Annotated in this window: 12 protein-coding genes; 5 read left to right on the forward strand and 7 right to left on the reverse strand. The window is 63.4% G+C overall.

Annotated features, from left to right (window positions below):
• Nucleotides 1-2: 2 nt before the first annotated feature.
• Nucleotides 3-2342, forward strand: a complete 2340-nt coding sequence (xdhB, locus tag BC360_RS03385) for a xanthine dehydrogenase molybdopterin binding subunit (protein WP_065794191.1) — start codon at nucleotides 3-5, stop codon at nucleotides 2340-2342.
• A 54-nt stretch (nucleotides 2343-2396) separates the two neighbouring features.
• Here xdhB and BC360_RS31295 read toward each other — a convergent pair whose 3' ends face one another.
• Complete coding sequence (locus tag BC360_RS31295; RefSeq protein ID WP_139109889.1) at nucleotides 2397-2735, reverse strand: hypothetical protein; 339 nt, start codon at nucleotides 2733-2735, stop codon at nucleotides 2397-2399.
• Between the two features lie 12 nt (nucleotides 2736-2747).
• Between BC360_RS31295 and BC360_RS03395 the strand changes: the two genes are divergently transcribed.
• The 4 genes from BC360_RS03395 (at nucleotide 2748) to BC360_RS03410 (ending at nucleotide 7804) form a co-directional block, all read left to right on the forward strand.
• The gene (locus BC360_RS03395) at nucleotides 2748-3689 is read left to right on the forward strand and encodes a LysR substrate-binding domain-containing protein (protein WP_065794192.1); all 942 of its coding nucleotides are present in this window, start codon (nucleotides 2748-2750) and stop codon (nucleotides 3687-3689) included.
• A gap of 160 nt (nucleotides 3690-3849) precedes the next feature.
• Nucleotides 3850-5088 (forward strand): urate hydroxylase PuuD, encoded by a 1239-nt coding sequence (locus tag BC360_RS03400; protein WP_065794193.1) that lies wholly within the window; start codon nucleotides 3850-3852, stop codon nucleotides 5086-5088.
• A complete protein-coding gene (guaD, locus tag BC360_RS03405; protein WP_065794194.1) occupies nucleotides 5085-6401 on the forward strand; it encodes a guanine deaminase in 1317 nt (438 codons plus the stop codon). Before BC360_RS03400 ends, guaD begins: the two co-directional genes overlap by 4 nt.
• A 266-nt stretch (nucleotides 6402-6667) precedes the next feature.
• Complete coding sequence (locus BC360_RS03410) at nucleotides 6668-7804, forward strand: alpha-hydroxy acid oxidase (RefSeq protein WP_065786296.1); 1137 nt, start codon at nucleotides 6668-6670, stop codon at nucleotides 7802-7804.
• A 227-nt stretch (nucleotides 7805-8031) separates the two neighbouring features.
• Here the strand turns inward: BC360_RS03410 and uraH are convergent, their stop codons facing one another.
• From uraH to BC360_RS03440, 6 genes are all read right to left on the reverse strand, one after another.
• A complete protein-coding gene (uraH, locus tag BC360_RS03415) occupies nucleotides 8032-8394 on the reverse strand; it encodes a hydroxyisourate hydrolase (RefSeq protein ID WP_065786295.1) in 363 nt (120 codons plus the stop codon).
• A gap of 13 nt (nucleotides 8395-8407) precedes the next feature.
• The gene (locus BC360_RS03420) at nucleotides 8408-8905 is read right to left on the reverse strand and encodes an ureidoglycolate lyase (protein WP_065786294.1); all 498 of its coding nucleotides are present in this window, start codon (nucleotides 8903-8905) and stop codon (nucleotides 8408-8410) included.
• A 96-nt stretch (nucleotides 8906-9001) separates the two neighbouring features.
• Nucleotides 9002-9505 (reverse strand): 2-oxo-4-hydroxy-4-carboxy-5-ureidoimidazoline decarboxylase, encoded by a 504-nt coding sequence (gene uraD, locus BC360_RS03425; protein ID WP_065786293.1) that lies wholly within the window; start codon nucleotides 9503-9505, stop codon nucleotides 9002-9004.
• Nucleotides 9505-10434, reverse strand: a complete 930-nt coding sequence (puuE, locus tag BC360_RS03430) for an allantoinase PuuE (RefSeq protein WP_065794195.1) — start codon at nucleotides 10432-10434, stop codon at nucleotides 9505-9507. Before puuE ends, uraD begins: the two co-directional genes overlap by 1 nt.
• Nucleotides 10435-10512: 78 nt before the next feature.
• Nucleotides 10513-11313, reverse strand: coding sequence for a DUF1045 domain-containing protein (locus tag BC360_RS03435; protein ID WP_065794196.1), 801 nt, complete (start codon nucleotides 11311-11313; stop codon nucleotides 10513-10515).
• A gap of 207 nt (nucleotides 11314-11520) precedes the next feature.
• Entirely contained in the window at nucleotides 11521-12663 is a 1143-nt protein-coding gene (locus tag BC360_RS03440; RefSeq protein ID WP_065794197.1) for an NAD(P)/FAD-dependent oxidoreductase, read from the reverse strand.
• Nucleotides 12664-12680: the final 17 nt, after the last annotated feature.

A 12680-nucleotide genomic window follows, 5' to 3' on the forward strand; every position in this document is an offset into this window, starting at 1 on the left:
TCATGGACAAGTCGACCTTCGAGGAACGCAAGGCGATCCGCGGCGAAATGCATGCGCCGCAGCGCCACGACAGCGCCCACAAGCATGTGGCCGGCACCGCTGACTATATCGACGACATGCCGGAACCAGCGGGCACCCTGCATGGCGCGCTGGGGATGACCGATCGCGCCCATGCCGAAATTACCGAGATGGATCTCTCGGCCGTGGTCGCGGCGCCCGGCGTCGTCTGCGTGCTGACCGCCAGCGACATGCCCCATTCCAACGACATCAGCCCCAGCCACCTGCATGACGAGCCGGTGCTTGCCGACGGCATCGTGCAGTTCCACGGCCAGCCGGCCTTTGCCGTCATCGCCGAGACGCGCGACATCGCCCGCCGTGCTGCCCAACTGGCGAAGATCAGCTATCGCGACCTGCCGCATTTCACCGATATTACCGATGCCGTCGCCCATGGCGGCGAACTCGTCACCCAGCCCCTCACCCTCCAGCGCGGCGATGCCGACGCCGAACTGGAAAAGGCGCCGCGCCGGCTGAAGGGCCGGATGCGCATCGGCGGCCAGGAACATTTTTATCTCGAGGGCCACATCGCCCTTGCCATTCCCGGCGAGGACGACGAAGTCACCGTCTGGTCGTCCACCCAGCACCCGAGCGAAATCCAGCACATGGTCTCGCACGTGCTCGGCGTTCCCTCCAATGCAGTGACCGTCAATGTGCGCCGCATGGGCGGCGGCTTCGGCGGCAAGGAAACGCAGGGCAACCAGTTCGCAGCGCTTGCGGCCGTGGCGGCGAAGAAGCTCGGCCGCGCCGTCAAGTTTCGCCCGGACCGCGACGACGACATGACGGCCACGGGCAAACGTCACGACTTCCTCGTCGACTATGACGTCGGCTTCGACGACGACGGCCGCATCCGGGCTGTGCATGCCAATTACGCGGCGCGCTGCGGTTATTCCTCCGATCTCTCCGGACCGGTGACCGACCGCGCGCTTTTCCACGCGGACAGCTCCTATTTCTACCCGCATGTGAAGCTAACGTCGCAGCCGCTGAAGACCAACACGGTCTCAAACACCGCCTATCGCGGCTTCGGTGGTCCGCAGGGCATGATCGGCGGCGAGCGCATCATCGAGGAGATCGCCTACCAGCTCAGCAAGGATCCGCTCGAAATCCGCAAGCTGAATTTCTATGGCGAGAAGGGCTCCGGCCGGGACATCACGCCCTACCACCAGCACGTCGAAGACAACATCATCGCGCGCATCGTCGCCGAGCTTGAAGCCGACGCCGACTACCAGGAGCGTCGCAAGACCATCGTCGGGTTCAACCGCACTAGCCGCATCATTCGCAAGGGCATCGCACTGACGCCGGTGAAATTCGGCATCTCCTTCACCATGACCGCCTTCAACCAGGCGGGTGCCCTGGTGCACATCTATCAGGATGGCTCGATCCACCTGAACCATGGCGGCACCGAAATGGGCCAGGGCCTCTATGTGAAGGTCGCCCAGGTGATCGCCGACAGTTTCCAGGTCGATCTCGACCGCGTCAGGATTACCGCGACCACGACGGGCAAGGTGCCGAACACGTCGGCAACCGCCGCATCCTCCGGCTCGGATCTCAACGGCATGGCCGCCTTCGATGCGGCACGCCAGATCAAGGAACGGCTCGTCGCCTTTGCCTGCGAGCGCTGGCAGACGAAGGCGGAAAACGTCACCTTCGTACCCGATCACGTGAAGATCGGGGAAGAGCTGGTACCCTTCCCGGAATTCATCAAGCTCGCCTACATGGCGCGCGTGCAGCTTTCGGCCGCCGGCTTCTACAAGACCCCGAAGATCCATTGGGACCGCGCGACCGGCCGGGGAACGCCCTTCTACTACTTCGCCTATGGCGCCGCGGTGTCGGAAGTGTCGATCGATACGCTGACCGGCGAATACATGGTCGACCGCGTCGACGTGCTGCACGATGTCGGCCGCTCGCTCAATCCGGCAATCGACCTTGGTCAGATCGAAGGCGGCTTCGTCCAGGGCATGGGGTGGCTGACGACCGAGGAACTGTGGTGGGACGACAAGGGGCGGCTGCGCACGCACGCGCCCTCGACCTACAAGATCCCGCTCGCCTCCGACCGGCCGAAGATCTTCAATGTCAAACTGGCCGAGTGGTCGGAAAATGCGGAAAGAACCATCGGGCGGTCCAAGGCCGTGGGCGAGCCGCCCTTCATGCTGCCGATCTCGGTGCTCGAGGCGCTGTCGATGGCCGTGGCGAGCGTTGCCGATTACCGCGAATGCCCGCGTCTTGACACGCCGGCGACGCCGGAGCGCGTGCTGATGGCCGTCGAACGCCTTCGGCAATCCCTTTGATTGATGACAGCACCGCGCATCATGCTTGACACGCGGTGTTCAGGAAACGCCCGGTCAGATCCGGGGCAGCTCGTCGCTGTTGAAGAGACGGCGAGCGTCGGAATTCGCCTCGGCATCGTCCCCATAGGGACCGCGACCATCCATGAAACCCATGTCTCTTTTGATATGGTCGGACAGCGCATTGACATCCAGGATGGGCTTGGCGGCAACGGCGCCGCGAAACAGGGTGGACGTGAACCGCACGACCGTTCCCAGCGAAAAAACTGGTTTTCTTTCAGTATGTTCGAGAACGTCGCAAGTCATTTTGATCACCTGTTCGTCTTGGGAAGTTGACTTGCAGGATGCCGTGGAAGAGGATTGAAATCCAATCGAACATCCGTCTGCATGCATCAAGAGAGCTTATCCATGAAGATGTCCAGGCAGTTTCCGCTGAATGCGCTGAGGGTCTTCGAAGCCGTGGCGCGGCTCGGCAGTTTCACCAAGGCCGGCGAAGAGCTGGGCATGACCCAGACCGCCGTCAGCTACCAGATCAAGCTGATCGAGGAGAATGTCGGCGAACCGCTGTTCCTGCGCCGCCCGCGCCAGATCGCATTGACCGATGTCGGCCAGCGGCTGGCGCCGCGGGTCACCGAGGCCTTCGAGATGCTGCAGGAGGCTGTCTCCTCGGCGCGCGGCGACATCGACAGCGCACTCCTGATCAGCTCGACCCCGACCTTCGCCTCGCAATGGCTCGCCCGCAACATCGGCTCGTTTCAGCTCGCCCATCCCAACATCGCCGTGCGGCTGAGCACCAACGACAAGATCATTGATTTTGCCAGCGAACCCGCGGATCTGGCGATCCGCTCCGGTGCCGGCGTCTGGCCGGGACTCGACAGCCACCCGCTGATGCGGGTCGAGTTCAGCCCGATGCTGAGCCCGGCCCTTGCCGAAACCGTCGGGGGGATACGCGAGCCACGCGATCTCCTGAAGCTCAGGATCATCGACGCGGGCGATCCCTGGTGGCGGATCTGGTTTTCCGCCGCCGGCGTCGACGATCCGGACCTCGAGGGTCGCCCGACGAGCCGGCTCGGCGCACAATCCTTCGAGGCGCGCGCAGCCGTTGCCGGCCAGGGGGTGGCGATCCTGACGCCGGAATTCTACGGCGACGACGTGGCGCTCGGCCGGCTCTACCAGCCTTTCGACCTGCGCTGCAGCGACGGCTGCGACTACTGGCTGGCCTATCCCCACGCGCGCCGCAACACGCCGAAGATCCGCATCTTCCGCGACTGGATCCTCGGCGAACTCTGCCCCTCGGTCCAGTTCGGGGCCGATTGGGAAGAAAAGCGCAAGAGGGCTTCCGCAGTCTAAGTGTAACCCCTTAGAATCCATCAGGTTTATCACCAGGGCGAATTCATCCTTGAAATCGTGCCGATCCCGGCAAATCACGTCCGGGGGCGCATTCGCCCCCTTCCCCAACCCCCGGTTTTTGCGCAAGGTGCGATGACGGAGAGAATAAAGGGGACCCCGAATGTACGAGTTCGCCATCGCCTGGGAATGGCTGGCCTTCGCCGTCCGCTGGCTGCATGTCATCACCGCCATCGCCTGGATCGGCTCATCCTTCTATTTCGTCGCGCTCGACCTCGGCCTGGTGAAGCGCGATCACCTGCCGGCCGGCGCCTATGGCGAGGAATGGCAGGTGCATGGCGGCGGCTTCTATCACATCCAGAAATATCTGGTCGCCCCCGCCTCGATGCCGGAACACCTGACCTGGTTCAAATGGGAATCCTACATGACGTGGCTTTCGGGCTTCGCCATGCTCTGTCTCGTCTATTACGGCGGCGCCGATCTTTTCCTGATCGACCGCCACGTACTCGATATCTCGGCGACCACGGCAATCCTGATCTCGCTCGCCTCGCTCGGCATCGGCTGGATCTTCTATGACCTGCTCTGCAAGTCGCCAATCGGCAAGAACACCTGGGGCCTGATGGCGCTTCTCTATGTGGCGCTGGTGGTCATGGCCTGGGGCTATACGCAGGTCTTCACCGGCCGCGCCGCCTTCCTGCATCTGGGCGCCTTCACCGCGACCATCATGTCGGCCAACGTCTTCTTCCTCATCATCCCCAACCAGAAGATCGTCGTTGATGACCTGATCGCCGGCCGCACCCCCGATCCCAAACTCGGCGCCCAGGCCAAGCAGCGCTCGCTGCACAACAACTACCTGACCCTGCCGGTCATCTTCTTCATGCTGTCGAACCACTATCCGCTGGCGTTTGCGACCGCCTTCAACTGGATCATCGCGGCACTGGTGTTCCTGATGGGCGTCACCATCCGCCATTGGTTCAACACGACGCATGCGCGCAAGGGCAGGCCCACCTGGACCTGGCTCGCCACCGTCCTCCTCTTCATCCTGATCATGTGGCTTTCGACCGTGCCGAAGGTGCTGACAGGCGAAGAAAAGGCAGAGGTCGCACCGGTCTTTGCCCGCTTTACTGAGAACGCCCACTTCCCCGCCGTCAAGGACGCGATCTCGACCCGCTGTTCCATGTGTCATGCGGCCGAACCGGTCTATGAGGGCATCAGCCGGCCGCCCAATGGCGTGGTGTTGGAAAGCGACCGGGAGATTGCCGCCCGCGCTCGCGAAATCTATATCCAGGCGGGGCGCAGCCATGCCATGCCGCCCGGCAACATAACTGATATGACGACGGACGAGCGCCAGTTGCTGACAGCCTGGTTCGAAAGCGCCGTCGAGGAAGGCAAGACACAATGACATCGACGCTCATCCGCGGCCGCCTGCTGAGCTTCCATCGCGCCCCTGACAATATCGACGATAGCGCTGCCTATGCCTACGAGGCCGATGGCGCGCTGCTGGTCGAGGGCGGGCAGATCAAGGCGTCGGGCGCCTACGCGGCCGTCAGAGCCGAGGCAGCGGATGATAGTGTCGAGATCGATCACCGCCCGCATCTGATCGTGCCGGGTTTCATCGACACCCATCTGCACTTCCCGCAGATGCAGGTGATGGCGTCATACGCCGCCAATCTGCTCGAATGGCTGAACACCTACACCTTCCCCGAAGAATGCCGCTTCGTCGAGACCGTCCATGCCGAGCGCATCGCCAGCCGCTTCTTCGACGAAATGGTTCGCCACGGAACAACCACGGCAGCTGCCTATTGCTCGGTGCACAAGGCATCCGCCGACGCCTTCTTCGCCGAGGCGCTGCGCCGCGACATGCGCATGATTGCCGGCAAGGTGATGATGGACCGCAATGCCCCGCAAGGCCTGCTCGACACGCCGCAGATGGGCTACGACGAGACGCGCGCCGTGATCCGCGAGTGGCACGGCAAGGGCCGCAACCATGTCGCCATCACCCCGCGCTTTGCCATCACCTCGACGCCGGAACAGATGGACGTCGCCAGATCGCTCGTGCACGAATTCCCCGATCTGCACGTCCAGACGCATCTCTCGGAAAACCGAGACGAGATCGCGTTTACCTGCGAGCTTTATCCGCAAGCCAAGGACTACACCGACGTCTACGCCCGTTACGGCCTGCTTGGGCCGAAAAGCCTGTTCGGCCACTGCATCCATCTCTCCGAGCGCGAGGCGGATGTGATGAGCGAGACGGGGTCGGTGGCGGTCTTCTGCCCCACATCCAACCTCTTTCTCGGTTCCGGCCTGTTCCCCCTGCGGGCGCTCAACCGACGGGAAAAGCCGGTGCGCACCGCGGTTGCCTCTGATATCGGCGGCGGCACCAGCTATTCCATGCTGAAGACGCTCGACGAGGCCTACAAGATCCTGCAGCTGCAGGGCGAGCGACTGAACCCGTTCGACAGCTTCTTCATGATGACCCGCGGCAATGCCGAGGCGCTGTCGCTGGGCGATCGCATCGGCACGCTCGAGGCCGGCACCGACGCCGACTTCATCGTGCTCGACATGGCGGCGACGCCGGCGATGGCGCTGCGCGCCGAAGTGGTCAACTCGCTCGCCGACGAGCTTTTCCTGCTGCAGACCATGGGCGACGACCGCTCGATCGTCGAAACCTATGTGGCGGGAAAACCGGCCAAGTCGGCACTCGCGGCCGCCTGATCGTTCGGTCAAACGCAAAGAGGTCAAAAAAATTGACCTCTTTGCGCCAATGCTATTAACAAGCCTCCGGCAAACATGGTAAGGGCTCGGCAGTCATCCCGCTGCATGTGTCCCGATTTCGGGACACATGCAGCAATTCAAAGTGCTACAGCGACCTTTGCGCGTCTGATCAGGCGCGCGGCGCTGTAGAGCGGGATGAGGAAAACTGTGTGCGGTTTTCCGCCCGCATCCCGCTCTAACCCTTGATTCAGATGAAGGCCGTTTCCATGACGCAAATCCTCGAAATCAGCGACCTCAAGGCACTCGCCAAGCGCCGCGTACCGAAGCTCTTCTTCGATTACGCCGACAGCGGCGCCTGGACCGAGGGCACCTATCGCGCCAACGAGGAAGACTTCGCCAAGGTGAAGCTGCGCCAGCGCGTGCTGGTCGACATGACCAACCGCTCGCTGGAAACGACCATGATCGGCCAGAAGGTGTCGATGCCGGTGGCGCTGGCACCGACGGGCCTCACCGGCATGCAGCACGCCGACGGCGAGATGCTGGCCGCACAGGCGGCAGAAGCCTTCGGCGTTCCCTTCACGCTGTCGACCATGAGCATCTGCTCGATCGAGGACGTCGCCTCGGTCACGACCAAGCCGTTCTGGTTCCAGCTCTATGTCATGCGCGAGCGCGAATTCGTGCTCAACCTGATCGACCGGGCAAAGGCGGCCAAGTGCTCGGCACTGGTGCTGACGCTCGACCTGCAGATCCTCGGCCAGCGCCACAAGGACCTGCGCAACAGCCTGTCGGCCCCGCCGAAGCTGACCCCCAAACATCTCTGGCAGATGGCAACGCGTCCCGGCTGGTGCATGAAGATGCTCGGCACCAACCGCCGCACCTTCCGCAATATCGTCGGCCACGCCAAGAGCGTCACGGACCTCTCCTCGCTCGGCGCCTGGACGGCGGAACAGTTCGACCCGCAGCTTTCCTGGAAGGACGTCGAATGGATCAAGGAGCGCTGGGGCGGTCCGCTGATCCTGAAGGGCATTCTCGATCCGGAAGACGCCAAGATGGCGGCTGCGACCGGCGCCGACGCGATCATCGTCTCCAACCATGGCGGCCGCCAGCTCGATGGCGCCCATTCCTCGATCAGCATGCTGCCGCGTATCGTCGATGCGGTCGGCCACCAGATCGAGGTGCATCTCGATGGCGGCATCCGCTCCGGCCAGGACGTGCTGAGGGCCGTCGCCATGGGCGCCAAGGGCACCTATATCGGCCGGCCGTTCCTCTATGGCCTCGGTGCCATGGGCAAGGAAGGCGTGACCAAGGCGCTGGAAATCATCCGCAAGGAGATGGACATCACCATGGCGCTTTGCGGCAAGCGCGATATCAACGACGTCAACCGCGACATTCTTGCGGATTGACGCACCGACCCTCGGCAATTGGTTCATAAGGGCGACCAGGGCCGCCTCTACGGCATTTCCACTCTCTCCGTCATGCTCGGGCTCGACCCGAGCATCCAGCGCTCAAGCGCGCGGCGCAGGACTGGATCCTCGGGTCAAGCCCGAGGATGACGGGACGAGGTCGGGCCGATAAAGCAGCGCTGTCATTACCCTGGAGGTCGCCTTCCAGCGATGCAGGAAGCCAGCGCTTAGCTGCCGCGATAGGTCGAGTAGCCGTAGGGCGAAAGCAGCAGCGGCACGTGATAGTGGCTGGCCGGATCGGCAATGCCGAAGCGCAGCGGGATCAGGTCGAGGAAAGCAGGTTCCGGCAGCGCCGCGCCCGTTGCGCGCAGATAGTCGCCGGCGTGGAACACCAGTTCGTAGCTGCCGGCCATGAAGCCGACGCCTTCGACCATGGGGCCGTCGACGCGCCCATCGCTGTTGGTATGAACGGTGCGGATCAGCTGCCGCTCCTCGCCTTCAAGCCAATAGAGATCGATGCGCAGGCCTTCGGCCGGCTTGCCGAGCGCGGTATCGAGGACATGGGTGGTCAGGCGGCCGGTGCTGCTCATCGCGTCTCTTCCCTCACACTGCGCTTTGGATAACGAAGGGCTCTTCGTAGAAATACTCTTCGAGATTGTTGCCCGGCCCCTCCCTGTCGACGACGATGAAGTCGCTGACCGCGCCGACCGACATCAGCGGATGGTGCCAGACATTGCGCCCGTAATTGACGCCCTGCCGTCCGTTCGCCCGGAAGACCCGTGGCGCCCCCGGTCGGCCGCCCTCGTCTTCGGCAACGACGATGAGCCACGGCCTGTCGTCGAGCGGCGAGAAGCTCTGGCTGCCGAAGGGGTGCCGCTCCATCATCGCCACCGCGTAGGGGAAGGCACGCGGCTGGCCGCGAAAGATGTTGATGATGACGTTGGCGCCTTCGCCGACGACGTCGGCGCGCGCAAGGCCATGGAAGCGCTCGGTCGTGCCGCTGTTGATGTAGCGCATCGAAGCCGGATCGGCCTCGATCACCGTGCCGAACGGCGCGAAAGCGTCCTGCGTCAGGGTTTCGATCGAAAGAAGACGCGACATCAGACCGCCGCCCCGCAGTGCGCGTCGCCAGCGGCACCGGCATGGTCCGGTTCGACTGCCCTCAGTGCAGATGAGAGCAGATATCGAACTGATATGTCAGGCATTTTCGTCTCCTGGAAGCATGGATTGCAGCCGCAGACGAGCGATTTTCTCCACCTGCGCGCAGGCGGTTTCAAATTCCTCTTCGGTCGAATTGTCAATGCGCCTTTCGAACGAGGCGAGAATGTCCTTCTTCGTCAGGCCCTTGACCGCGACAATGAAGGGAAAGCCGAATTTCTGCGTGTAGGCTTCGTTAAGCGCCGTGAACCGGGCATGCTCCTCGGCCGAAAGGCGATCGAGGCCGGCGGACGCCTGCTCCGCCGTCGAGTCCGCCGTCAGCTTGCCGGCGATCGCCAGCCTACCGGCAAGATCCGGATGGGCGCGCAGCACGGCGAGCCTTTCGCGCGGCAGGCCGGCGCGAAAGGCCTGGCAAAGTGCCGAGTGCACGTTGCCGGCCGAAAGTCCCGTTGCGGCCGCCCGGTCGTAGGCTCGTTCGGCAACCCATGGAGAATGCTCGAACACGCCGCCGAAGCGGCTGACAAAGGCGTCGCGATCGGACATCAGAGAGCCCCTTCCGGCTTGTGGTGTTCGTACCAGTGGCGAGCGATATCGACGCGCCGCGGTACCCAGACCTTGTCGTGCGACATGACGTAGTCGACGAACCGCGCCAGCGCCGCGGCGCGGCCCGGACGACCGACGAGGCGGCAGTGCAGGCCGATGTTCATCATCTTGGCATTGCCTTCCTTGCCCTCCTCGTAGAGCACGTCGAACGTGTCCTTGAGGTAGGTGAAGAACTGTTCGCCGGAGTTGAAGCCCTGGTTCGTCGCAAAGCGCATGTCGTTGGCGTCGAGCGTGTAGGGGATGATCAGGTGCGGCTTGTCGGCCGTCAAGCCCGGCACCCAATAGGGCAATTCGTCCGCATAGGAATCCGACGAATAGAGGAAACCACCCTCTTCGAGAACAAGCTTCAGCGTGTTGTTGGAAGGCTTTCCCTGGTAGAGACCGAGCGGGCGCTCGCCGGTCAGTTCGGTATGCAGCCGAACGACTTCGCGGATATGCTCACGCTCCACCTCTTCGGGGAAATCCTTGTATTCGAGCCAGCGCAGACCGTGGCTGGCGATCTCCCAGCCCGCTTCCTTCATCGCTGCGACCGCTTCCGGATTGCGGGCCATCGCCCGCGTCACGCCGTAGACCGTCAGCGGCACGTCGCGGCTGGTGAACATGCGCCACAGCCGCCAGAAGCCGGAGCGGGAACCGTATTCGTAGATCGATTCCATGTTGAGGTTGCGCTGCCCCTGCCAGGGTTGCGCGCCGACTATCTCCGAAAGCAGGCTCTCGGACGCCGGGTCGCCATCGAGGATGCAGCTTTCGCCGCCCTCTTCGTAGTTGAGCACGAACTGCACGGCGATGCGCGCATCGCCCGGCCAGTTTGCCTTGGGCGGGTTGCGGCCATAGCCGACGAGGTCACGCGGATAGGTAGTCTCAGACATCAAATCACCCTTCGAATTTTCCGGAACGGTATCATTGCCGACCGGATTGTCGAGACAAAATGACGTCAGTGCAGACGGTTAGCGGCCCGCCATCAGCGAGGCAACCATCCGCGACAACGGCGGAACGGGGCTCGGCGCAAGCGGCGCTTCGGTGGCTACCCGCTTGATCCGGTCGCCCCGTTTGGTCGCGGAGATCTTGCCGAGCGGGTGCTGCGAGTGGACGCGCATCGGCGCGCCCGATTCCTGTTCGACGAACAGCGCCAGGCTGCCGATCGTCAACGGCAGCGCCAGGCATGGTTCGAACAGATCCCGAAGCGGCGCCTCGATACGGCGCATGGCGTCCTGGCTGAGCGGCCCGGTCAGCATCATGTGAAAGCGATATTCATCCATCACATGAGGATCGCCCCAGCGATGCAGATTGGAAAATTGCGGCGCCGTCAGCCGATCCGGGTCGGAGCGCTCGATCTCGTCTTCGCTGAGCGGCGCGCGAAACGCGTCGAACTCCTGGATGATGCTGGCGGCCAGAAGATGCATCGCCGTGCTGGGGATCTGCGGCATCAGTCCCCAGCACTGGCCGAGCCGGGCCACTTCCAGGCGCTCGATCTCGAACGGCGTCTGGGCGCCGGCAAAATGCATCAGCGCCTTGAGAAGCTGTGCCTCGTCCATGTCAGGATGAAGCCGGAAGGGCGACATCACCACCGCATGAAAGCCGAAGCGGCGCGGAACGGCGGTGTGAAAGGCGATCTCGGATGCGGTCAACCCGGAGATCGACGGCAGTTCTGCCGGCTCGCCGGAATAGACGTTGCGGCCGAGCCAACTGGCAGCAACCGTTGAAAGCGGATCAGCCATCGGCGGCGTGAAACAAATGGCGTAACGCATGCGCATGCTCCGGAAGTCCGCTCTGGCACAGACCCGCGACAACCGATCTCGATCGTCGCCAGGGCGCACGCAGGGTTCAAAACCTTAGAGCTTCAACAATGCCCTTAGATGGGGAGATGCGGCGCTCTATTGCCCGCGTCTTAGGTGATTTGCGTGACAGATTGACGAACCAAACGGGGCAATACCGCTCCATTGCCGGCCAGCGACTTAAAGATGTTTCTCGCGAAGTGCTGCTATGTGATTCCGGCACAAGAAGGATTCGGGAACATCGATCGACGGCAGGCCGGCGACCTCGTCGATGACGAAGCGCGCAAGGCGATGGGCGATGCCGAAGCTCACCTTGAAACCGCCGGTCAGTACCGACAGGTTTTCGTGATCCGGATGGCGCCCGACCATCGGCTCCCTGCCGGTCGATTTCGGCCGTATGCCGGCCCAGCGCTCAACCACCTCTGCCCCGTGCAGAGCCGGCACCAGCGCTTCGGCCCGCCCCAGCAGCTCAACAAGCAGTTCATCCGTCGATAGCGGATCGGCAAATTTGTTCTCGCTGGTACTGCCGATGGCGACATGGCCGTCGTCATGGGCGACGATATAGACGCCGTCGGTGAAGATGACGGGCAATTGCGGATCGACGTCTGCCAGAAGCAGCGCCGCCTGGCCCTTGACCCCGGTGCCGCTCGATCCGCGGATAGGTCCGCAGAGCGTATCGATGAGCGGGAAGCTGCCGACGCCGGCGGCCAGTACGCAATGGCCGAAGGAGATTTCCGTTCCGTCGTCGAGTTCGGCTCGGCCGTGGCCCGGATAGATTGCCCGAGCGCCGGTTCCCTCGACGATCCGCACGTTCGGCGATTGCGCCAGCACCGCACGCAGGACCGCCAGCGTCTGGCGCGGGGAGAGCCGGCCGCCGAGCGTATCGAACACCATGCCGCAGGCAGCAGCCTCCGCACCGAGCCAGCCGGACGGCGGATCGTCGCGCACATGCCAGAAGAATCGGCGGTCGCCTGCCCGCCAGTTTTGCATCGCATCCTGCTCATGGCGAAGGGCGATCTCACGCAGATGCGGCTTGGCGAGCGGCATGATCCGCCCGCTGCGGCGGTAACCCGCCGAAAGCCCGGTTTCAGCCTCGAGCGCTGCGATCTCGCCTTCGAGCAAGACGAGGGCGTCGAACTGGAATTGTTTCTTGGCGTTCCATTTGTCCGGCATATGCGGCATCAGCGCGCCGAGTATGCCGCCGCTGGCGCCGGCACCGATGCGGCGCTCTTCGACCAGGCAAACGTCCATGCCGGTCCGCGCGGCCGTAAGAGTGGCCCAAAGCCCCATGATGCCGCCGCCGACGATCAAAAGTTCGCTCATCGATTGACCTTCTCCGG

It is taken from the genome of Ensifer sp. LC163 (assembly GCF_001695855.1).
Taxonomy (GTDB): Bacteria; Pseudomonadota; Alphaproteobacteria; order Rhizobiales; family Rhizobiaceae; genus Ensifer.